The following is a 22,444-nucleotide window of genomic DNA, read 5'->3' as shown; positions in this document are numbered from 1 at the left end:
GGTCACGCGGCCTCGTTCGACCGGTACTCGGCGTAGCCCGAGGCCTCGAGCTCGAGGGCGAGCTCCTTGCCGCCGGACTTCACCACGCGGCCCTGCGCCATGACGTGCACGGCGTCGGGCACGATGTGGTTGAGGAGGCGCTGGTAGTGGGTGATGACGAGGAAGCTGCGGTTCTGGGCGCGGAGCGCATTCACGCCCTCCGAGACGATGCGCAGCGCATCGATGTCGAGGCCCGAATCGGTCTCGTCGAGGACGCAGAAGCGCGGCGAGAGCAGCGCCATCTGGAGGATCTCCATGCGCTTCTTCTCGCCGCCGGAGAACCCGACATTGAGGGCGCGCTTGAGCATTTCACGGTTGATCTCGAGCTTGTCGGCAGCCGCGAAGACCTGGCGCATGAAGTCGGGGGTGGTCAGCTCCTCCTCGCCGCGGGTCTTGCGCTGGGCATTCATCGCCGCCTTGAGGAAGGTCATCGTGCCGACGCCGGGGATCTCCAGCGGGTACTGGAAGGCCAGGAAGATGCCGGCCGCCGCGCGGGCATCCGCCTCCATCTCCAGGATGTTCTCGCCGTCGAGCAGGATCTCGCCGTCGAGGACCTCGTAGTCCTCCTTGCCGGCGATGACGTAGGACAGGGTCGACTTGCCGGAGCCGTTCGGCCCCATGATGGCGGCGACCTCGCCGTCGTTGACGGTCAGGCTGAGGCCGTTGAGGATGCGCTTGTCCTCGATGTTGACGACCAGGTTCTTGATCTCGAGCATGGTAGAAAAGTCCTGACGGGAGCGCGGGCCGAGCGTGCGGCGCCGCGTCCGTGATGGGCGGTATCGGGTAGGGAGCGGCTCCCGGCGCGTCGCCGGGAACCGTGACGGGTGATCAGCCCACCGAGCCTTCCAGGCTGATCGAGATCAGCTTCTGGGCCTCGACGGCGAATTCCATCGGCAGCTGCTGCAGCACGTCGCGGACGAAGCCGTTGACGATGAGCGCGGTCGCCTCCTCCTCGGAGAGGCCGCGCTGCAGGCAGTAGAACTTCTGGTCCTCGGAGATCTTCGAGGTGGTGGCCTCGTGCTCGAACACCGCCGAGGCGTTCTTCGACTCGATGTACGGTACGGTGTGCGCGCCGCACTGGTCGCCGATCAGCAGCGAGTCGCAATTGGTGAAGTTGCGAGCGTTCTTGGCCTTCTTGTGGGCCGAGACGAGACCGCGGTAGGTGTTCTGCGACCGGCCGGCCGAGATGCCCTTCGAGATGATCCGGCTCGTCGTGTTCTTGCCGAGATGGATCATCTTGGTGCCGGAATCGACCTGCTGCATGCCGTTCGACACCGCGATCGAGTAGAACTCACCCCGAGAGTTGTCGCCGCGCAGGATGCAGGACGGGTACTTCCAGGTGATCGCCGAGCCGGTCTCGACCTGCGTCCACGAGATCTTCGAGTTCACGCCGCGGCAATCGCCGCGCTTGGTCACGAAGTTGTAGATGCCGCCGCGGCCCTCGGCGTCGCCCGGGTACCAGTTCTGCACCGTCGAGTACTTGATCTCGGCGTCGTCGAGCGCCACGAGCTCGACCACCGCGGCGTGGAGCTGGTTGTCGTCGCGCTTCGGGGCGGTGCAGCCCTCCAGGTACGAGACGTACGAGCCCTTGTCGGCGATGATCAGCGTGCGCTCGAACTGGCCGGTGTCACGCTCGTTGATGCGGAAATAGGTCGACAGCTCCATCGGGCAGCGCACGCCCGGCGGGATGTAGACAAACGAGCCGTCGGAGAAGACCGCCGAGTTCAGCGTCGCGAAGTAATTGTCGGTGACCGGCACGACCGAGCCGAGGTACTTGCGCACCAGCTCGGGATGCTCGCGCAGGGCCTCCGAGATCGGCATGAAGATCACGCCGGCCTTGGCGAGCTCGGCCTTGAAGGTGGTGGCGACCGAGACCGAATCGAACACCGCATCGACGGCGACGCGACGCTCGGGGGCGATGCCCTCCAGCACCTCGACCTCGCGCAACGGGATACCGAGCTTCTCGTAGGTCTTCAGGATCTCGGGGTCGATCTCGTCGAGCGACTGCGCCGCCTTGCGCTTCGGCGCGGCGTAATAGTACAGCTCGTCGTAGTTGATCTTGTCGTACTCGACCCGTGCCCAGTTCGGCTCCTTCATGGTGAGCCAGCGGCGATAGGCGTCGAGGCGCCATTCGAGCATCCACTCCGGCTCGTCCTTCTTGGCCGAGATGAAGCGGATCACGTCCTCGGAGAGGCCCTTCTCGGACTTCTCCATCTCGATCGTGGTCTCGAAACCGTACTTGTACTGATCGACATCGATGGCGCGAACGCGATCGACCGTCTCCTGCACTGCAGGCATACCCGTCTCCTACCGCTTACGGCTTCAAGGGCCGCGAGGTGATGACACGGCCGGATGCGAGGCGCACGCTCACGCGGCCCGCTCCCGGCGCTTATATAGGGATGAAACCAGCCGATCGAAGGCCGCGAGGAACCTTTCCCCGTCCTCTTGCCGGCTGTTCCACCCCAAACTCACGCGCAGCGCCCCCGCGGACAGGGTCGCATCGACCCCCATCGCCGCGAGCACGCCGGAGCGCGAAACCTTGCCCGAGGCGCAGGCCGCCCCGGACGACACCGCCACCCCGTCGAGGTCGAGGGCGATGAGGGCCGTCTCCGCCTTGAGGCCCGGCACCGCGAGGCAGAGCGTGTTGGGCAGGCGTTCGGCGCCCTCCCCGAACACCACCGCGTCGGGGGCCCGCGCCCGCACCCCGGCGGCGATCCCGTCGCGCAGGGCGGCGAGGCGGACCGCTTCCCCCGGCATGGCGGCGAGCGCCAGTTCGGCGGCGAGGCCGAACCCGACGATGCCCGGCAGGTTCTCGGTTCCGGCCCGCAGCCGCGCCTCCTGGCCGCCGCCGCGGATGAAGGCCGGCTCCAGGCCCGCTCCCTCCCCGAGCACGATCGCGCCGACGCCCTTCGGTCCCCCGAGCTTATGGCCGGAGAGCGTCACCGCATCGGCAACAAATATATTGCGCCCAATCGAAATCCGTCCAGCGGCTTGAACCGCATCGGTGTGCAACAGGGCGCCGTGCTGGCATGTCAGCGCCGCAACCCTCGCCAGGGGCTGGATCACCCCCGTCTCGTTGTTGGCGGCCTGAACCGAGACCAGCGCCGTCGTGCCCTCCCCCGCCAGCGCGGCGAGCCGCGTTTCCAAGACGTCGAGCCGCAGCACGCCGTCCGCATCCACCGGCAGGATCTCGGTCGCCTCGGGGGCGAAGGCGTGGCCTTGCAGGCCGCAGGGATGTTCGGTCGCCCCGATCAGCAGCCGGGTCGGAGCCGGCAGGCCGCGGCGTCGCAGGGCGCCCGACAGAACGGCGTTCGACGCTTCTGTGCCGCCGCTGGTGAACACCACCCTGGCCGGCGCCGCCCCGACGAGGGCCGCGACCTGAACGCGGGCCGCCTCGATCGCCGCCCGGGCGGCACGGCCCTCGCGGTGGATCGAGGACGGGTTGCCGGGAAGCTCGGTGAGCGCGCGCGCGACCGCAAGCGCAACCTCAGGCTTCACCGCCGAGGTCGCGTTGTGGTCGAGATAGGCGCGCTCGCGCTCCATGCGCTGAATTCCTTTGCCTTTCCCCCCGGGGACCGTGCTAAGGCCCGCCCCGGACACGCGTAATCAGACGGTGCGTGCTCACCGGCGCGAGGCGCGGGATTGCGGCACCTGTTGTTTAGAATGGTTCTAGTGATCTAGAACTGTTCTAAGGGTGCTTTTATGGGAGACGGAACCCGAGTCAAGGTTCCGGCCCGGCATCCTCGCCCGCCTGCGCCGCACTCACGCACCCGGAAGCCTTAATGAGAGGTGGTTCATGCCCGAGGTCATCTTCGCCGGTCCCGCCGGTCGGCTCGAGGGGCGCTACCAGGCCCCCAAGCAGCGGGGCGCCCCGATCGCCATCGTGCTGCACCCGCACCCGCAATTCGGCGGGACGATGAACAACCAGATCGTCTACAACCTGTTCTACACGTTCGCGAATCGGGGCTTTGCGGCCCTGCGCTTCAACTTCCGCGGCGTCGGCCGCAGCCAGGGCGCGTTCGACCACGGGGTCGGCGAGTTGTCGGATGCCGCCGCCGCCCTCGACTGGGTGCAGGCGGTGAACCCGGAGGCCCGGGCCTGCTGGATCGCCGGCGTGTCGTTCGGCTCCTGGATCGGCATGCAGCTGCTCATGCGCCGCCCCGAAATCGAGGGTTTCATCTCGATCGCCGCGATGGCCAACCGCTACGATTTCAGCTTCCTGGCCCCCTGCCCCTCGTCGGGCCTGTTCGTGCACGGCTCCGAGGACCGGGTCGCGCCGGCCCGCGAGGTGATGCCGGTGATCGAGAAGGTGAAGACCCAGAAGGGCGTCATCATCGAGCACCAGATCGTCGACGGCGCCAACCACTTCTTCGACGGCAAGGTCGACGAGCTGACCCAGACGGTCGACACCTACCTCGATAAGCGCCTCGGCAAGCGGGACGAGGCGGCGTGATCTGCTGAAGGTCCTCGTTCTTGCGGCGACTGATTCACCCTCCACGTCATCCTGGGGCTCGCCCAAGGCGAGAACCCGGGATCCATAGCCGCTGACGATGCCGGAGATGGTGGCCGGCATCCCGCTCCAACCTGCACCGTCGGCGGTTATGGATCCTGGGTTCCGCTTTCGCGGCCCCGGGATGATGCGGAGGATGTCCGGTTCGCGTCGGGAAGCCGGGTCCGTTCGGCCTCAATCCGGCACCGTGATCCCAGCCAGATCCGCCGTCTGTTCCGGGAAGCGCGGATCCATCGCCTCCAGGGTGTCGGCGACGAGGCGGGCGACCGCGAGGTTGCGGAACCACTTCCGGTTCGCCGGCACGACGTGCCAGGGGGCGAGCCGCGTGCCGCAGAGGGTCAGCGCGTCCTGGAACGCGCCCTGGTAGGCGTCCCAGGATTCGCGCTCGACGAGGTCGGCGGGATCGAACTTCCAGTTCTTCGTCGGATCGGCGAGGCGGGCCTCGAGCCGCTCCTTCTGCTCGGCCTTCGAGATGTGAAGGAAGATCTTGAGCACGGTGGTGCCCGAGAGGGTGAGCAGGCGCTCGAAGTCGTTGATGAGGTCGTAGCGCGGGCGCCACACCGCCTCCGGCACCAGCCGCTTGACCCGGACGATCAGCACGTCCTCGTAGTGGCTGCGGTTGAACACCCCGATCATGCCGCGGGCCGGCACCTGGCGGTGGTAGCGCCACAGGAAATCGTGGTCGAGTTCCTCGGCGCTCGGCGTCTTGAACGACGCGACCTGGCAGCCCTGCGGGTTCACGCCCTCGAAGACGTGCCGGATGGTGCCGTCCTTGCCGCCGGTGTCGATCGCCTGGAGCACCACCAGAAGGCTGCGCTTGCGCTCGGCATAGAGCCGCTCCTGCAGGTCGCGGATGCGGGCGCGCACCTCGGCGAGCTCGGCTTCGGCCTGCGCCTTGCCGTCGGAGGAGCCCGGCGCGTCGGGGTCGATCTCGGCGAGGCGACACGGCGCTTCGGGCCGCGACTGGACCACGCCCGGGGGCGGCACCGGCATCGTCGCGCCGTGCTCGGCGAGGAAGCCGGGGCTCGCCGCCGCCAGCAGCCCGGCCTCGTTCGCCCAGGCGGCCGAGGACGGTCGCGGATGGCCGGGAAGCGAAACCGTCTTGTCTTTCGGGTTCTTCTTCGACATCGGAAGGCGGGGGCTCGGGCGAGGAACGGCGTGTGCAGGCGATAACGACAGCGAAGCGGGGCCGTTCCGAAAGGGCCGGCCGGTGATCCGGGCACCGATCTATTTCGTGCGCCACGGCGAGACCGACTGGAACGCCGAGGGCCGGCTCCAGGGCCAGCGCGACATCGCCCTCAACCGCAAGGGCGTGGCCCAGGCGGCCGAGGTCGGCGAGCGCCTGGCGGGCCTCGTCGGCGGGGACGTCGCCACCCTGCCCTATCTGTCGAGCCCGATGGAGCGCACCCGCCACACGATGGAGGGCCTGCGCCGGTCGCTCGGCCTCGATCCCGCCGGCTACACCACCGATCCGCGCCTGCGCGAGATCGGCTTCGGCGCCTGGGAGGGCCTGACCTGGAAGGACGTGCGCCGGAGCGATCCGGCCCGCTCCCAGGCCCGCGACCGGGACCGCTGGGGCTTCTGTCCGCCGGGCGAGGGCGCGGAGAGCTACGCCATGGTGGCCGAGCGGGTGCGGCCGCTCCTCGATTCCCTCGACGGACCGACGATCATCGTGGCGCATGGCGGCGTCGCCCGCGCCGTCATGGTGACGCTCGGCGTCGCGAACCCCGAGGAGGCGCCCCACCTCGAGATCCTGCAGGGCCGGGTCCTCGTGCTCGAGGCGGGCGGGCGGCGCTGGGTCTGATCCCCGCCGGAGGTTTTTGGGACGGCCCGTGCCGTGAACCGGCGCCGGTGCCTTGAACCGGCCCCGGTTCTCGTCCACCTCCCCGTGCACCGCCCGTCCGCTACCTGACGCGGGCGAGACCCGTCCGCCGGCCTCCATCCCGGAGCCGCGCCGGCGCCCTGGTTAAGCTCAATGGCCCGAGGCGGGCCAGCGGAGTCGCTTGATGAACCACACCGCCGGGACCGTTCGTCCGTCCAGCCCCGGGACGCGCCAGACGGCCGTTCCGCCCACGGGCGCGGCGGTGCTGCGCGGCCCCGTGCGGCCGGACCTGATCCGCGACGAGGTGCTGGCCGAGATCTTTCGCGACACCGCCCGGGCGCGGCCCGATCACCCGGCGCTGATCGACGCGGCGAGCGGGTCCGACGCGGCCTCCCGCACCCGCCTGACCTATGCCGAGGTCGACCGGCGTTCCGACGCGATCGCCTCCGGCCTCGCGGCCCGCGGCATCGGGCCCGGCGACGTGGTCGGCCTGTGGATGGCGCGCTCCCTCGACCTGCTGGTGGCGCAGATCGGCATCACCAAGGCGGGTGCCGCCTGGCTGCCCTTCGATGCCGAGGCGCCCTCCGACCGGGTCGCCGTCTGCCTGAAGGATTGCGACGCCAAGGCGTTGGTCGTCTCGCCCGCCCTCAAGGACAAGGCGCCGGCCGAGGCCTGCCCGCCCCTCACCCCCGACGAGATCGCCGCGGGAGCCGGCGGCCCGGCGCCCGACCTGCGCGCCGCCGGCCTCACGCCCGAGCACCCGGCCTACCTGATCTACACCTCCGGCTCGACCGGCGTGCCGAAGGGCATCGTCATCAGCCATCGCAACATCTGCCACTTCCTGCGCTCGGCCAACGACCTCTACGGCGTTGCCGGCGACGACGTGGTCTTTCAGGGCGCCTCCGTCGCCTTCGATCTCTCGATGGAGGAGATCTGGGTTCCGTATCTCGCCGGCGCGACCCTGTTCGTGGCGAGCCCGGCCCAGATGGGCGACGCCGAGGCCCTGCCGGATATCCTCAACGAGGCCGGCATCACGGTGCTCGATACGGTGCCGACCCTGCTCGGGCTGATGACCCGGGACGTGCCGCGTCTGCGGTTGATCCTGCTCGGCGGCGAGGCGCTCCCCGAGCCGCTGATCGCCCGCTGGGCTACCGGCTCGCGAAAGCTGTTCAACACCTACGGGCCGACCGAGGCGACCGTGGTGGCGACTGCCGCCGAGATGAAGCCCGGCGACCCCGTCACCATTGGCGGGCCGATCGCCAACTACACCGCCTACATCGCCGACGAGGCCCTGAATCTCGTCGGGCCGGGCGTGCAGGGCGAACTCCTGATCGGCGGTCCCGGCGTCGCCAAGGGCTACCTCGCCCGGCCGGAACTGACGGCGGAAAAGTTCGTCGCCAACCCGTATGGCGGCGACGGGTCGGACCCGGTGCTCTACCGCTCGGGCGACGCGGTCTCCCTCGATTCCGCCGGCCGGATCGTCTTCCACGGCCGCATCGACGATCAGGTGAAGGTCCGCGGCTTCCGGGTCGAGCTCGGCGAGATCGAGTCGCGGATTCGGGTCCAGCCGGGCATCGCCTCGGCGGCGGTGGTGCTGCGCCAGGACGACGGCGTCGACCGGCTGGTGGCCTTCGTGGTTCCCGAGCGGGGGGTGGAGTTCGATCGCGGGCGCCTGCGCGCGGCGCTCGCCGAGACGATGCCGCCCTACATGATCCCGGCGCATTTCGAGGTGGTGGAGAGCCTTCCCGTGCTCGCCGCCTCCGGCAAGGTCGACCGCAAGGCGCTTCGCGCCCGGCCGCTCGCCGTGGTCGAGACCTCCGGCGAGCAGGAGGAGCCCCGGGACGAGACCGAGGCCGCTTTGCTCGCCGCCGCCCAGACGGTGTTCGGCAACCAGCCGATTCCGTTCGAGGCCGATTTCTTCGGCGATCTCGGCGGTCACTCGCTGCTTGCCGCCCGCTTCGTCTCGGCGGTGCGCACGGTGCCGGCGCTCGCCGCCATCACGCTCCAGGACGTCTATAACGGGCGGACCTTGCGGGCGATGTCCGAGACCCTGATCGCGCGGACCGGCGGGGCGGGCGCGGCCGCCGCGACCCACGACCTCTCCTTCGAGCCGCCCCCGCTCATGCGCCGCTTCCTGTGCGGTCTCGCGCAAGCCGCCGTCCTGCCCTTCGTGATCGCGCTCGCCACGGCGCAGTGGCTCGGCATCTTCGTCACCTACCTGCTGATCACCGGCGGCGAGCTCGGCTTCTTCTCCGAGATGGCGGTGCTGCTGCTGGTCTATATCGGCCTCAACGCCGCCACCGCGCTGATCGCCATCGCGGTGAAGTGGCTGGTGCTGGGGCGGACCAAGCCCGGGCGCTACCCGCTCTGGGGCACCTACTATTTCCGCTGGTGGCTGACCCAGCGCCTGACGCCGCTGGTCCACGTCAAGTGGCTCCAGGGCTCGCCGATGATCCGCATCTACCTGCGGCTGCTGGGCGCCAAGGTCGGCGAGGATGCGCTGATCTCCGACATCGAGATCGGGGCGCCGGATCTCGTCAGCATCGGGCGCGGCGCCTCGCTGGGGGGCCGGCTGACGCTCGCCAATGCCGAGGTGGTCGGCAACGAACTGGTCATCGGACCCGTGTCGATCGGCGACGATGTCGCCATCGGCACCTCCTGCGTCGTCGGCTACGACACCCGGATCGAGGACCACGCGGAACTGGCCGACCTCACCACCGTGCCGTCCGGGACCGTGGTCGGCCGCGCCGAGGCCTGGGACGGCTCGCCGGGCCGCAAGGTCGGCATGGTCGATCTCTCGGAGATCCATCCGGAGCCCGAGGTCTCGCGTGAGCGCCGGGCGGTTTTCTTCGCGATCTACGCCGTGCTGCTGGCGGCGATCCCGGCGGTCGGCCTGCTGCCGATCTTCCCGGCCTTCTACATCTTCGACCAAATCAGCGATTCGCTGGCGACGATGACCGACGTGGACTACCACTGGTACCTGCCGTTCCTGACCTGGCCGACGGCGATGCTGATGACCGCCGGCACGGTGGGGCTCATCGCCGGCATCCGCTGGCTGGTGCTGCCGCGGCTCAAGGCCGGCAGCTACTCGATCCATAGCGGCGTCTACCTGCGCAAATGGGCGGTGGCGCTCGCCGCCGAGGTGACGCTGGAAACCCTCTCGTCGCTCTTCGCCACGGTCTACATGCGGGCCTGGTACCGGCTGATGGGCGCCGGGATGGGTCAGGGCGCCGAGATCTCGACGAACCTCGCCGGCCGCTACGACCTGGCGGAGGTGGGCGCGCGCAACTTCATCGCCGACGAGGTCGTCTACGGCGAGGAGGAGGTGCGCCGCGGCGTGATGGAGCTGGCCCCGGTCCGCACCGGCGCCCGTGTCTTCGTCGGCAACGACGCGGTGGTGCCGCCCGGCGCCATCATTCCGGACGACGTGCTGATCGGCATCAAGTCGAAGCCGCCGGCCAACGACCGCATGGCGCCCGGCGAGACCTGGTTCGGCTCGCCGCCGATCAAGCTGCCGGTCCGGCAGAAGGTCGATCTCGGCCAGGCGCAGACCTTCGAGCCCGGGATCTGGCCGCGGGTCCGCCGCGGCGTGTTCGAGGCCTTCACCTCCTCGTTCTCGCCGATGCTGTTCATCACCTTCGCCATCCTGGCGATCGACTTCATCTTCTACCCGGCGATCCTGGCCGGCGACTGGGGCGGGCTCGCCGTCGGCTTCGTCGCCACCAGCGTGGTGATCGCGGTGCTGCAGACCCTCGTGGTCATCGCCGTGAAGTGGCTGCTGATGGGCCGCTACGAGCCCGGCATGCACCCGATGTGGTCGTGGTGGGCGATGCGCACCGAGGCGGTGGCGGTGATGTACTGGGGCCTCGCCGGCAAGGTGCTGCTCGAGCACCTGATGGGCACGCCGTTCCTGCCCTGGGTGCTGCGGCTGTTCGGCACCCGCACCGGCGAGGGCGTGTGCATGCTCGCCACCGACATCACCGAGTTCGATTGCGTCACCATCGGCGACTTCGCCTCGGTCAACCGGATGTCGGCTCTCCAGACCCACCTCTACGAGGACCGGGTGATGAAGGTCGGCCGGGTCGAGGTCGGCCGCGGCGTCAGCGTCGGTGCCTTCGCGACGGTGCTCTACGACACCAAGGTCGGCGACTACGCCCAGCTGCGCCCCCTCACCATCGTGATGAAGGGCGAGAGCATCCCGGCCCATTCCCGCTGGGAGGGCGCGCCGGCGGTGCCGGTGGTGCATCGGGCGCCCGAGCCGCACCGCGCGGCGGCGGAATAGCCGCCCTCACCCGGCGGGGTAGGCCAGGCAGGCCGCCCCGCCGGCGATCGCCAGGCAGGCGGCGATCCGGCGGGCGGTCAGCCGCTCGTTCAGGAAGAGCCGGCCGATGAGCGCGGCGTAGACGACGCTCGTCTCGCGCAGCGCCGAGACGACGCCCATCGCGCCGGACTGCATCGCCGCGATCACGATGCCGTAGGCGACGATCGAGACGAGGCCGCCGCCGAGCGCCGCCATGGTCTGGCCGCGCGTGTAGGCCGGGGGCCGCTGGCGGCCAAACAGGTAGATCACCGGCGTCGTCACGCTCCAGAGCAGGAACATGCTGTTGGCGTAGGCGAGGCTGTTCCCGGCGAGTCGCACCCCGATTCCGTCGACCACCGTGTAGGCCCCGATGAGCGCCCCGGTGACGAGGGCGGCCGGCAGAAATCCCCCCTTCCTCTGGCCATCCCGCGGACGGGCGCCCTGGAGGGCCAGGGACAGGATCCCGCCGGAGACGAGGGCGATGCCGATCACCGCCGGGACGGTCAGGCGCTCCTGTGCGAAGGCCGCGGCGCCGAGCGCGACCAGGACCGGCGAGGACCCGCGCGAGACCGGGTAGATCTGGCCCAGCTCCCCCGACCGGTAGGCCCGCACGAGGGAGAGGTTGTAGGCCGCGTGGATCACCGCCGAGGCGACGATGTAGGGCCAGCTCGCCGGGGCGGGCCAGGGCAGGAACGGCAATGCGGCCGCACTGGTGCCGCCGACCGCGATCATCATCAGCGTCATCGACCATAGCCGGTCGCTGCCGCCGCGGAGCACCGCGTTCCAGCCGGCGTGCAGGATCGCCGCCAGCGTGACGCCGGCCAGGACGAGGGGTGTCATGGGTGGTGGCCCGAATCCAGCCTGCGCAGCGCGAGGCGATGAGATGACGGCCGGCCCGTGAGAGAGGGCCGTCCGCAAGGATCGGGTGAGGCTAAGTGTTGCGAACCGGCGCGACAAACCAGTAATCAGCGGCAACAAGATCAGAAAAACTCTTCTGAGAGGAATTCGCGCCGATGCCGCGGTCCCTGCCCCCGCTCAATGCCCTGCGGGCCTTCGAAGCCGCGGCCCGCCTCGGGAGCTTCAAGGAGGCCGCCGGCGAGCTCGGCGTGACCCAGGGCGCGGTCGGCCAGCATGTCCGCGGCCTCGAAGGATGGCTGGGCGCGCCGCTGTTCACCCGCCACAACCGGAGGATCGTGCCGACCGACGCCGCCCGGTCGTACCTCGCCGGGATCGGCCCCGCCCTCGACCGGATCGCCGCGGCGACCGAGCGGTTCGGACAGGACCACCGGGCGGTGCTGCGGGTCAGCGCCCCGGCGACTTTCGCGCTGCGCTGGCTGGTGCCCCGGCTGGCGCGGTTTCGCGCGGAGCATCCGGGCGTCGAGGTCCGGCTCGAGACCTCGAACGCGTCGCCCGAAGCCCTCGGCGATCCGTTCGACGTGATCATCCGGGGTGGGCCCGACACGTTCTACGGCTTCAGGGCCGCGCCCTTCCTGGCCGAGGAGCGCCTGCCGGTCTGCAGCCCGGTTCTCATGGACCGGATCCCGCTGCGGCGCTGCGAGGACCTCGCGCGGCACACGCTCCTGCACACGCTGAGCCTGCCGCGGCTCTGGGCCGATTGGCTGGCCCGGGCCGGCCGGGCCGGGCTCGACCCGGCCGCGACGTTGGTCCTCGACCACTTCTACCTGACGCTGCAGGCGGCCCTCGACGGGCTCGGCGTCGCGATGGGGCCGACCGCCCTGGTGGCGGACGACCTGGCGCGGGGCCGCCTCGTCGCGCCGTTCGCCGGACCGGCGCTGCCGGCCCGGAGCTACTGCACCTATCTCCCCGAGGAGCGGGCGAACGACCCGCTCGCCCTTGCGTTCCGTGCCTGGCTGGAGTGCGAAGGCGATGTCGGGGTACGCCTCGGGTAGCGCGGGCCAGGATCAGACGGTGCTGCTCAGGCCCATCGCCGCCAGCCCCTCGTCGAGAAGGTCGCCGACATTCGGGATGCCGAGCAGGTAGTCGGCGGTACGGGTGCCGGCGGCCTCGCGCTCGCGGGCGAGCCGCACCGCATCGGGAAACTCTTCGGGCTCCATGTCGCCGCGACCGACGAACAGGAGCGCCACGAGGTCGGCGCGCTCGTCGTCGTTGAGGCCGGCGATCATCTCGCGAAGCTCCTCCTCGGTCGCGTCGTCGGTACCGTCGACCAGCACGTCGCGGGCGCCGTCGTCGATCGGGTTCGACCCGGAATCGGGATCGCTCAGGCCCTCCTTCACGTCGAGGGCGCGGGCCCGCAGGATGAATTCACTGACCTTGTCTACGGCGATGTCCATCGGTCGAGCCTCCTCGCGGCGCGGGCGCCATGCTGTGGTGCCTCAACCCGCGAAGCGGGGCGCGGTTCGCCCGCCGCACAGGTTGCCCCTGGACGACGGGGCCGTTCGACATCAAGTGAACGGCGGCGCGGTCCATCCTCGAGGCTTCGATGCTCATCAACGCCGCCTTCGCGGCCCTGCGGCAGGTCTTTTCCCCGCCGCTCCGCCAGATCCTGTGGAAGTCCCTCGGCCTCACGGTCGGGCTCCTGGCCCTGATCTGGTTCGGCCTCTCCAAGGGCATCGCGGCGCTGATCGCCGCCCATCCGATCTCGACCGACTACGCCATGGTCAACGCCGTGGCGTCGTTCCTGGCCGGGGCCGGGCTGTTCGTCGGCCTCGCCTACATCCTGCCGCCGGTCTCGATCCTGGTGGCGGGCTACTTCCTCGACGATGCCGCCGCGATCGTCGAGCGCACCGACTTCCCCGACGAGGTGCCGGGCCAGGCGATGCCGCTCGGCCAGGCGATGCTCTACACGGTGCGGTTCGCTGGGCTGGCGCTCGCCGTCAACCTCGCGGCGCTGGCGCTGCTGCTCGTGCCGGGCATCAACGTGGCGGCGTTCTTCCTCGCCAACACCTACCTGCTCGGACGCGAGTATTTCGAGCTCGCCGCCGCCCGGTTCCGGCCCCTCACGGAGGCGGGCGCCATGCGGCGCCACCACAGCGCCACCGTGATGCTCGCCGGGGCGCTGCTGGCCGGGCTGATGCTGGTGCCGATCGTCAACCTGATCACGCCGCTCTTCGGCATCGCCCTGATGGTCCATGTCCACAAGGGCCTGAGCCGCGACCGCTTGCTGCGGGCGCCGCAGACGCGGCCGCCGGTGGCGATGGATCGCGACCGCCTCGGTGCGGGTCGGCGCTGACGCGCCTGCCCTCACTCGAACACGACGCGGCCCATGATCCGCCCGGGTGACAGGGTGAACAGGCCGGTGACCACCAGCGCCCCGAGATAGAGCCCGATCATGGTCCAGCGATGGGCCGCGATCTCGCCGCGCCGCGCATGCAGCACCCCGCGGACCAACGCCGCCAGGGTGAACAGCGACAGGAGGTGGATCCAGCTGAACGGCCCGACCTGGCGCAAGCTTGAGATGCCGAACGAACTCAGCGCCACCACTGCCATCAGCCCGACCCAGAGCCGGCCCATCCATCGGTGCCGCCCACCGCCCCGCCGGAGCCCGAACTGCAGCGCGCCGAGCGACAAGGCGGCGAGGGCCGCCGCGGCGTGAACCTGGACCACCGGCGAGGACTGGAGCAGCGGCTGGAGGGTCATGGCGCAGGCCCGATCCACGGCGCGGCCCGGCTGTCGCAGCTTGCGGCGGCGCCCGGGGCCCGTATGTTGACAGGCGCAACATACGGGGCATGTGGGCATTGTCAACATCTGGCGGCGGCGCGAGCTACCATCACGGCGACCTGCGCCGTGGCCTGATCGCGGCGGGGCAGGACCTCCTGCGCGCCGGCGGAGTCGAGGCGGTGAGCTTTCGCGAGGCGGCGCGCCTCGCCGGCGTGTCGCACAATGCGCCCTACCGGCACTTCGCGAGCCGCGAGGCGCTGCTCGCGGCGCTCGCGACCGAGGGCTTCCTGGCCCTGCACCGGGCGCTCGACCGGGCGGCGGGCGAGACGAGCCCGCCGGATCGGCTCAAAGCGCTCGGCCGCGCCTATCTGCGCTTCGCCGAGGAAGATCGGGCGACCTTCCGGCTGATGTTCGGCGGGACCCTGGACCGCGATGCCCATCCGGATCTCGCCGAGGCCTCCGCGGCGGCGTTCGGGACGTTGCGGGGCGCGGTGGCGGACCGCGAGCCCCCGGCATCCGCCGACCGCGACGCCCTGCGGGCCTGGGCTCTGGTCCACGGCCTCGCCCACCTCGTCGCCGACCGGCAGATCGAGGCCGCCCAGGCCGAAGCCTGCCTCCTGTAAGAGCAGTGTCGCCGCGGTTTGTTCGCCCACGAATGAGGCAGGCTACAATTTAGGCATTCCAGTTCCAGGAATGCGCCTCCAGCGCAGGCGAGGCGGTTGGCAGGGCTCTTGCAGTCCTGTCGTTCGTCAACCCCACGGAGACGATCGACGATGCCGCTGCTCACCCCCCCGTCCCTGCGCCGGTCCGCGCTCGGGCGGACCCTGTCCGGCCTCGCCCTCGCCCTGGCACTAACGGGGCCCGCGAGCGCGCAGGGCGTGCTGCGCATCGGCATGACCGCCTCCGACATCCCGCTCACCACCGGCCAAGCCGACAATGGCGGCGAGGGCATGCGCTTCACCGGCTACACGGTGTACGACGCGCTCATCAACTGGGACCTGAGCCGGGCCGACAAGGCCTCCGAGCTGACGCCGGGCCTCGCCACCTCCTGGTCGATCGACCCCGCCGACAAGACCCGCTGGACCTTCAAGCTCCGCCCCGGCGTTACCTTCCACGACGGCTCGGCCTTCGACGCGAATGCCGTGGTGTGGAATCTCGACAAGCTCCTGAAGTCGGACAGCCCGCAATTCGACCCGCGCCAGTCGGCGCAGGGGCGCACCCGCATCCCGGCCGTCGCCACCTACAAGGTGGTCGACCCGATGACGGTCGAGATCGTCACCAAGACCCCGGACGCGACCTTCCCCTACCAGCTCGCCTGGATCCTGATGTCGTCTCCCGCCAACTGGGAGAAGCAGGGCAAGAGCTGGGACGCGGTCGCCAAGGCGCCCTCCGGCACCGGTCCGTGGAAGGTGACGGGCTTCGTGCCGCGCGAGCGCCTCGAGCTGGTGCCGAACAAGGAGTACTGGGACAAGGCGCGCGTTCCCAAGCTCGACAAGATGGTGCTGGTCCCGCTGCCGGAGGCCAATGCTCGCGTCGCCGCCCTGCGGTCGGGCCAGGTCGACTGGATCGAGGCGCCGGCCCCCGACGCGGTGCCCTCGCTCAAGGCCGCGGGCTTTGCCCTCGTCACCAACCTCTATCCGCATAACTGGACCTGGCACCTGTCGCGGGCCGAGGGCTCGCCGTGGAACGACATCCGCGTGCGCAAGGCCGCCAACCTCGCCATCGACCGCGAGGGCCTGAAGGAATTCCTGGGCGGCCTCGCCACCCCGGCCGAGGGCTTCCTGACCCCCGGCCATCCCTGGTTCGGCAAGCCGACCTTCAAGCTCGGCTACGATCCGGAGGCGGCAAAGAAGCTCCTCAAGGAGGCCGGCTACGGCCCCAACAAGCCGCTCTCCACCAAGGTGCTGATCTCGGCCTCGGGCTCGGGCCAGATGCAGCCGCTGCCGATGAACGAGTTCATCCAGCAGAACCTCGCGGAGGTCGGCATCAAGGTCGATTACGAGGTCGTGGAGTGGAACACGCTGATCAACATCTGGCGGGCCGGCTCCAAGTCCGACAGTGCCCGCGGCGGCACCGCGATGAACTACTCCTACCTGATTCAGGACCCGTTCACCGCCTTCATCCGCCACGCCCAGTGCAACCTGGCGCCGCCGAACGGCACCAACTGGGGCTATTACTGCGACCCGGCGATGGACAAGCTGTTCGACGAGGTGCGGGCGACCTTCGATCCGAAGGAGCAGGTCGCGGTGCTGCAGAAGGTGCACGAGAAGTTCGTCGATGACGCCCTGTTCCTGATGGTCACCCACGACGTCAACCCGCGGGCGATGAGCAAGAAGGTCCAGGGCTTCGTCCAGGCCCAGAGCTGGTTCCAGGATTTTTCGCCGATCACCATGGCGAAGTAGGCGACCACTCACCCGAATTGGTTCGAGAAAACAAAAGCCGGTCGATTTTCACTCTCGGCCCCCCAGCGGCCTCATCCTGAGGTGTCAGTCCATCGTCGATGGACTGACCTCGAAGGAGGGCTCCAGAGATCGCAAGGCTTCCGGAGCCCTCCTTCGAGGCTCAGCGATCTTCGATCGCCCGCACCTCAGGATGAGGTTGAGGGTGGGACAGACCGCATGACGACGGCTTTGACAGATCACGACCTCGCCTGGCCCCCGCCCGGCGGGCTACGACCCCGACAACCGGCGCCGTTCCTATGATCCTCTTCATCCTCAAGCGCATCGGCTACGCCGCCCCGGTCGCCCTGGGCGTCAGCCTGGTGTGCTTCCTCCTCGTCCACCTCGCCCCCGGCGATCCCCTGAGCGCGATCCTGCCCGTCGACGCCACCGCCGAGATGCAGGCGCAGATGCGGTCGGCCTACGGCTTCGACAAGCCGCTGCCGGTGCAGTACGGCCTGTGGCTCTGGAAGATCCTGCACGGCGACCTCGGCACCTCGATCGCCACCGGCCGCCCGGTCCTGTCGGAGGTCGGCCGCGCCGTCGGCAACAGCCTGATCCTCGCCTCGATGGCGACGTTGATCGGCTTCACCTTCGGCACCTTCTTCGGCTTCGTCGCCGGCTATGCCCGCGATTCCTGGCTCGACCGGGTGGCTTCGGCCATCGCGGTGTTCGGGGTCAGCGTGCCGCATTACTGGCTCGGCATCGTCCTGGTGATCATCTTCTCGGCCACCCTCGGCTGGCTGCCGCCGACGGGCGCGGGGCCGCAAGGCTCGGGCAACTGGTTCCCGGACCTCGAGCACCTGCGCTACATCCTGCTGCCGGCCATCACCATGTCGGTGATCCCCATGGGGGTGATCTCCCGCACCGTCCGGGCGCTGGTCGGCGACATCCTGCACCAGGACTTCGTCCAGGCGCTCCGCGCCAAGGGCCTGTCGGAATTCGGCGTCTTCCGTCACGTCGTCAAGAACGCCGCGCCGACCGCCATCGCCATCATGGGGCTGCAGCTCGGCTACCTGCTCGGCGGCTCGATCCTGATCGAGACCGTTTTTGCCTGGCCGGGCACCGGCTTCCTCCTCAACGCCGCGATCTTCCAGCGCGACCTGCCGCTGCTGCAGGGCACGATCCTGGTGCTCGCGATGTTCTTCGTCACCCTCAACCTCCTGGTCGACGTGGTGCAGACCGCGCTGGACCCCCGCATCGAGAGGGCCTGATCCGATGAATGTTCAGACCTCCCTCGCCACGGGCGATCCGGTCGCGGCGGTCGCCGCCCCGGAGATCCCGGCGGTCGCCTCGCGCGGCTACTGGGGCAGCGTGCTGCGCCGCCTCCTGCGCGATCCGGTGGCGATGGCCGCCGCCTGCGTCATCCTCGCCATCGTGCTGGCGGCGATCTTCGCGCCGCTCATCGCCCCGATGGACCCGTTCAAGGGCTCGATGGTCCGGCGCCTGCGCCATGTCGGCGACGCGACCTACTGGCTCGGCTCGGACGAGCTCGGCCGCGACATGCTCACGCGCCTGCTCTATGCCGGCCGCCTCTCCCTCTTCATGGGCGTGCTGCCGGTCGTGATCGCGTTCTTCGTCGGCTCCGGCCTCGGCATCCTGGCGGGCTATGCCGGCGGCTGGGTCAACACCGTGATCATGCGCGTGGTCGACGTGTTCTTCGCCTTTCCCTCGGTGCTCCTCGCCATCGCGCTGTCGGGCGCGCTGGGTGCGGGCATCCTCAACTCCATCGTGTCGCTCACCGTCGTGTTCGTGCCGCAGATCACCCGCGTGGCGGAAAGCGTGACGGTGCAGATCCGCAACCGCGACTACGTCGAGGCGGCCCGGGTCTCGGGCGCGAACCCGTTCACGGTGGTGCGGGTGCAGGTGCTCGGCAACGTGCTCGGCCCCGTCTTCGTCTACGCCACGAGCCTGATCTCGGTCTCGATGATCCTGGCCTCGGGCCTGTCCTTCCTCGGCCTCGGCGTGAAGCCGCCGGAGCCGGAATGGGGCCTGATGCTCAACACCCTGCGCACCGCGATCTACGTCAACCCGGTCGTGGCGGCTTTGCCCGGCGTGATGATCTTCCTGACCTCGATCTCCTTCAACCTGCTGTCGGACGGCCTGCGCTCGGCCATGGAGGTGCGCCAGTGACCGACCTCGATCCCCGCGACCGCGGCGGCCCCGCCCAGCCGCTGCTGACCGTCGACGGCCTGGTGAAGCACTTTGCCGGCAAGGGCGGTCTCTTCGGCAAGGGCCCGGCGGTGCGCGCCGTCGATGGCGTCGATTTTTCCGTGATGAAGGGCGAGACGCTCGGCGTCGTCGGCGAATCCGGCTGCGGCAAGTCGACGACGGCGCGCCTGCTGATGCAGATTTCTCGGCAGGACAAGGGCGACATCGTCTTCGACGGCGAATTGCTCGGCTCCCGCGCCCTCGACCTGAAGGCCTATCGCCGCCAGGTGCAGATGGTCTTCCAGGATTCCTACGCCTCGCTGAACCCGCGCCTCACCGTCGAGGAATCGGTGGCCTTCGGACCGAAGGCGCACGGGCTGTCCGCGGCGGCCGCCCTGTCGCGGGCCCACGACCTCCTGCGCCGGGTCGGCCTCGAGCCGCGGCGCTTCGGCGGGCGCTATCCGCACGAGGTCTCGGGCGGCCAGCGCCAGCGGGTCAACATCGCCCGCGCGCTCGCCCTCGAACCCCGTCTCCTCATCCTCGACGAGGCGGTCTCGGCCCTCGACAAGTCGGTGGAGGCGCAGGTGCTGAACCTGCTCACCGACCTCAAGCAGGAATTCGGCCTGACCTACATCTTCATCTCGCACGACCTCAACGTCGTGCGCTTCATGTCCGACCGGGTGATGGTGATGTATCTCGGCCGGATCGCCGAGATCGGCCCGGCCGACGCGATCCTGGGAACTCCGCGCCACCCCTACACGGCGGCTTTGCTGGCCTCCCAGCCCTCGACCGACCCGGACGCGCGGCTCGAGGAGGCGCCGCTCACCGGCGATCCCCCGAACCCGATCAACCCGCCCCCGGGCTGCCGCTTCCATACCCGCTGCCAGTTCGCCGCCGAGGTCTGCCGGACCCGCGAGCCCGGCCTCGACCCGGTGGCACCGGCCCATTCCGCCGCCTGCCACATGGCGGCGGCGGGCTCCGGCCACCCGAAGGCTCCCCCGGTCCCGATGGCGGCGTGAGGCGCACCCCATGAACGCACCCCTGCGCAGTTCCGACACCGCGACGTCCGATGCCCTGATCGAGGTCCGCGACCTCACGGTGGACTTCCTCGGCGGCCGCAAGCCCGTCCGGGCGGTCGGCGGGGTCGACTTTTCGATCCGGGCCGGCGAGGCCCTGGCGCTGCTCGGCGAATCCGGCTCGGGCAAGTCCGTGACGCTCCGGGCCCTGATGCGGCTCCTGCCGGAATCCCGCACCCGCATCGCCGGGCATCTCCGGGTCGACGGGCACGACGTGCTCTCCCTCAAGCGCAAGGCGCTCTCGGCCTATCGCGGCGGCACCGTCGCGATGATCTTCCAGGATCCGGGCCTCGCCCTCGATCCGGTCTACCGCATCGGCGACCAGATCGCCGAGGCCGTGATGCGCCACGAGGGCGTCTCCCGCGCGGCGGGCCGGGCCCGCGCGCTGGAACTGTTCGAGCGGGTCCACATTCCCTCGCCGGCCCGGCGCCTCGACGCCTATCCGCACGAGATGTCGGGCGGGATGCGCCAGCGGGCGATGATCGCGCTCGCGCTCGCCTGCCGGCCCAAGGTGCTGCTCGCCGACGAGCCGACGACGGCGCTGGACGCCACGGTGCAGATCCAGATCCTGCTTCTCCTGCGCGAGCTCCAGCGCGACCTCGGCCTCGCCGTCATCTTCGTCACCCACGATGTCGGCGTGGCGGTGCAGGTCGCCGACCGGGTGGCGGTGATGTATGGCGGCCACCTCGTCGAGGTCGGCGCGAGCGGGGACGTGATCGGCCGGCCGGCCCATCCCTACACGCAGGGGCTGCTCGCCTCCCGCATCACCCCGGATTCGCCGAAGGGCGTGCGGCTCGCCACCATCCCGGGCTCGCCCCCGGACCTCGCCGACCCGCCCCCCGGCTGCCCGTTCGAGCCCCGCTGCGGCCTCGTGGTGCCGGCCTGCCGCGAGGGCCTGCCGGCGCGGGTGGCGGTGGCGCCCGGGCATGCGGCGCGGTGCGTGCGCCTGGGCGAAGCGGCGGCCTCGGTGTGAGAACCGATGTCGGGCCGCGGCTCGACGAGCCGGCCGGCTGCGCAGTCCGGCCCCCGACATCCATCCCCTCGCCGCGCTTGACGGATTCGCCCCGGTAGCCCCTCCTGGGACGATAACAAACGCACCCGGGAGGAACCCATGATCACCCTGAAGCGGCTGCTCTTGTCGGCCGGATGCCTGATGCTGGCGGCCCTGCCGGCCTCGGCCCAGACGACGGTCAAGGTCGGCATCCTGAACGACATGTCGGGGGTCTACTCGGATATCGGCGGCAAGGGTTCGGTCGCGGCGGCCCAGCTCGCCGCCGAGGATTTCGCGGCGATCGACAAGTCCATTAATGTCGAGATCGTCTCGGCCGATCACCAGAACAAGCCCGATGTCGGTGCCGGCATCGCCCGGCAATGGTACGACCGCGACGGGGTCGACGCGATCTTCGACGTGCCGACCTCGTCGGTGGCGCTGGCGGTGAGCCAGGTGACCCGCGAGAAGAACAAGATCTTCATCAATTCGGGCGCCGGCACCACCGACCTGACCGGCCCGCAATGCTCGCCCAACACGGTCCACTGGACCTACGACACCTATGCGCTCGCCAACGGCACCGGCGGCGCCATGGTCAAGCGCGGCGGCGACACCTGGTTCTTCCTCACCGCCGACTACGCGTTCGGCCAGTCGCTCCAGAGCGAGACCGCCGCGGTCGTGACGCGCAACGGCGGCAAGGTTCTGGGCTCCGCCCGGGTGCCGTTCCCGGCGAGCGACTTCTCGTCCTTCCTGCTCCAGGCCCAAGCCTCCGGCGCCAAGGTGGTCGGGCTCGCCAATGCCGGCGGCGACACGATCAACGCCGTCAAGCAGGCGCACGAATTCGGCCTGACGGAGGGCGGGCAGAAGCTCGCGGCCCTGCTGTTCTACGCCCAGGACGCCAAGGCGCTCGGCCTCGACATCGCCAAGGGGCTGGTGCTCACGGAAGCCTTCTACTGGGACCTGAACGATGGCACCCGGGCCTTCTCGCAGCGCTTCGCCAAGCGGGCGAACGGCAACATGCCGAGCATGAACCAGGCCGGCGTCTATGGCGGGATGATGCACTACCTGAAGGGCGTCTCGGCGACGAAGTCGAAGGACCCGAAGGTCGTGATGGAGTGGATGAAGGCCAACCCGACCGACGACCCGCTGTTCGGCAAGGGCATGATCCGGCCCGACGGCCGCACGATCCACGACATGTACCTATTCGAGGTGAAGAAGCCCTCCGAGTCGAAGGGCCCCTGGGACGTCTACAACAGGCTCGCGACGATCCCCGGCGATCAGGCGTTCAAGCCCATGAGCCAGGGCGGCTGCCCGCTGGTCGGCAAGAGCTGAACGGCAAGAGCTGAATGGGCGAGAGCCGATCGGACAGGTACCGGCGTCGCGATCGGCGAGGGCGGGCGCGGCGTCCGACGCCGCGTCATGCCGCGTTGCACCCGCTCCGGCCGGAGGGTAACTCCGGCATCACGGAATCGCGGAACGGG

Annotated in this window: 19 protein-coding genes; 12 read left to right on the top strand and 7 right to left on the bottom strand. The window is 70.0% G+C overall.

Going from position 1 to position 22,444, the window contains the following annotated elements:
- Positions 1-2 precede the first annotated feature (2 nt).
- The 3 genes from sufC to miv_RS22045 form a co-directional block, all read right to left on the bottom strand.
- The gene (gene sufC, locus miv_RS22055) at positions 3-755 is read right to left on the bottom strand and encodes a Fe-S cluster assembly ATPase SufC (RefSeq protein ID WP_207178878.1); all 753 of its coding nucleotides are present in this window, start codon (positions 753-755) and stop codon (positions 3-5) included.
- A gap of 112 nt (positions 756-867) precedes the next feature.
- Complete coding sequence (gene sufB / locus miv_RS22050) at positions 868-2,337, bottom strand: Fe-S cluster assembly protein SufB (RefSeq protein ID WP_048429143.1); 1,470 nt, start codon at positions 2,335-2,337, stop codon at positions 868-870.
- Between the two features lie 69 nt (positions 2,338-2,406).
- Positions 2,407-3,582, bottom strand: coding sequence for a cysteine desulfurase family protein (locus miv_RS22045; protein WP_207178876.1), 1,176 nt, complete (start codon positions 3,580-3,582; stop codon positions 2,407-2,409).
- Between the two features lie 253 nt (positions 3,583-3,835).
- Here miv_RS22045 and miv_RS22040 point away from each other — a divergent pair, with 253 nt between their 5' ends.
- Positions 3,836-4,492 (top strand): alpha/beta hydrolase, encoded by a 657-nt coding sequence (locus miv_RS22040; protein ID WP_048429145.1) that lies wholly within the window; start codon positions 3,836-3,838, stop codon positions 4,490-4,492.
- A gap of 231 nt (positions 4,493-4,723) precedes the next feature.
- Here the strand turns inward: miv_RS22040 and miv_RS22035 are convergent, their stop codons facing one another.
- Complete coding sequence (locus tag miv_RS22035; RefSeq protein WP_058618266.1) at positions 4,724-5,677, bottom strand: polyphosphate kinase 2 family protein; 954 nt, start codon at positions 5,675-5,677, stop codon at positions 4,724-4,726.
- 82 nt (positions 5,678-5,759) lie between these two features.
- Between miv_RS22035 and miv_RS22030 the strand changes: the two genes are divergently transcribed.
- Both miv_RS22030 and miv_RS22025 read left to right on the top strand, forming a co-directional pair.
- Positions 5,760-6,353: a histidine phosphatase family protein gene (locus tag miv_RS22030; protein ID WP_048429147.1), complete on the top strand. Its 594-nt coding sequence runs from the start codon at positions 5,760-5,762 to the stop codon at positions 6,351-6,353.
- 202 nt (positions 6,354-6,555) lie between these two features.
- Entirely contained in the window at positions 6,556-10,653 is a 4,098-nt protein-coding gene (locus tag miv_RS22025; protein ID WP_207178874.1) for a Pls/PosA family non-ribosomal peptide synthetase, read from the top strand.
- 6 nt (positions 10,654-10,659) lie between these two features.
- Here miv_RS22025 and miv_RS22020 read toward each other — a convergent pair whose 3' ends face one another.
- Positions 10,660-11,511: an EamA family transporter gene (locus miv_RS22020; protein WP_207178873.1), complete on the bottom strand. Its 852-nt coding sequence runs from the start codon at positions 11,509-11,511 to the stop codon at positions 10,660-10,662.
- 173 nt (positions 11,512-11,684) lie between these two features.
- On the opposite strand from miv_RS22020, the gene miv_RS22015 reads away from it, so the two are divergent.
- Complete coding sequence (locus miv_RS22015; protein ID WP_207178871.1) at positions 11,685-12,581, top strand: LysR substrate-binding domain-containing protein; 897 nt, start codon at positions 11,685-11,687, stop codon at positions 12,579-12,581.
- 12 nt (positions 12,582-12,593) lie between these two features.
- Here the strand turns inward: miv_RS22015 and miv_RS22010 are convergent, their stop codons facing one another.
- Entirely contained in the window at positions 12,594-12,983 is a 390-nt protein-coding gene (locus miv_RS22010; RefSeq protein ID WP_058618262.1) for a DUF3775 domain-containing protein, read from the bottom strand.
- Positions 12,984-13,132: 149 nt separating this feature from the next.
- Between miv_RS22010 and miv_RS22005 the strand changes: the two genes are divergently transcribed.
- On the top strand, positions 13,133-13,882 hold the full coding sequence (locus miv_RS22005) for a sulfate transporter family protein (RefSeq protein WP_207178869.1): 750 nt from the start codon (positions 13,133-13,135) through the stop codon (positions 13,880-13,882).
- 11 nt (positions 13,883-13,893) lie between these two features.
- Here the strand turns inward: miv_RS22005 and miv_RS22000 are convergent, their stop codons facing one another.
- The gene (locus miv_RS22000) at positions 13,894-14,289 is read right to left on the bottom strand and encodes a DUF2306 domain-containing protein (RefSeq protein WP_207178868.1); all 396 of its coding nucleotides are present in this window, start codon (positions 14,287-14,289) and stop codon (positions 13,894-13,896) included.
- An 89-nt stretch (positions 14,290-14,378) separates the two neighbouring features.
- Here miv_RS22000 and miv_RS21995 point away from each other — a divergent pair, with 89 nt between their 5' ends.
- From miv_RS21995 to miv_RS21965, 7 genes are all read left to right on the top strand, one after another.
- Positions 14,379-14,933 carry a TetR/AcrR family transcriptional regulator gene (locus miv_RS21995; RefSeq protein WP_207178866.1) on the top strand — a complete coding sequence of 185 codons (555 nt, stop codon included), beginning with the start codon at positions 14,379-14,381 and terminating at the stop codon, positions 14,931-14,933.
- A gap of 150 nt (positions 14,934-15,083) precedes the next feature.
- Positions 15,084-16,712 (top strand): ABC transporter substrate-binding protein, encoded by a 1,629-nt coding sequence (locus tag miv_RS21990; RefSeq protein ID WP_207178865.1) that lies wholly within the window; start codon positions 15,084-15,086, stop codon positions 16,710-16,712.
- 296 nt (positions 16,713-17,008) lie between these two features.
- Positions 17,009-17,962 carry an ABC transporter permease gene (locus tag miv_RS21985; RefSeq protein WP_048429155.1) on the top strand — a complete coding sequence of 318 codons (954 nt, stop codon included), beginning with the start codon at positions 17,009-17,011 and terminating at the stop codon, positions 17,960-17,962.
- A 4-nt stretch (positions 17,963-17,966) separates the two neighbouring features.
- Positions 17,967-18,881, top strand: coding sequence for an ABC transporter permease (locus miv_RS21980; protein WP_048429156.1), 915 nt, complete (start codon positions 17,967-17,969; stop codon positions 18,879-18,881).
- Entirely contained in the window at positions 18,878-19,918 is a 1,041-nt protein-coding gene (locus miv_RS21975; RefSeq protein ID WP_207178863.1) for an ABC transporter ATP-binding protein, read from the top strand. The genes miv_RS21980 and miv_RS21975 overlap by 4 nt, the downstream gene beginning before the upstream one ends.
- A 10-nt stretch (positions 19,919-19,928) precedes the next feature.
- The gene (locus miv_RS21970) at positions 19,929-20,948 is read left to right on the top strand and encodes an ABC transporter ATP-binding protein (RefSeq protein WP_207178862.1); all 1,020 of its coding nucleotides are present in this window, start codon (positions 19,929-19,931) and stop codon (positions 20,946-20,948) included.
- A 138-nt stretch (positions 20,949-21,086) separates the two neighbouring features.
- Positions 21,087-22,295 carry an ABC transporter substrate-binding protein gene (locus miv_RS21965; RefSeq protein WP_207178860.1) on the top strand — a complete coding sequence of 403 codons (1,209 nt, stop codon included), beginning with the start codon at positions 21,087-21,089 and terminating at the stop codon, positions 22,293-22,295.
- The last annotated feature ends 149 nt before the right edge of the window (positions 22,296-22,444 follow it).

The sequence above is a fragment of the Methylobacterium indicum genome (assembly GCF_017347565.1).
Classification (GTDB): domain Bacteria; phylum Pseudomonadota; class Alphaproteobacteria; order Rhizobiales; family Beijerinckiaceae; genus Methylobacterium; species Methylobacterium indicum.
This window is presented reverse-complemented; position numbering and strand designations above follow the sequence as displayed.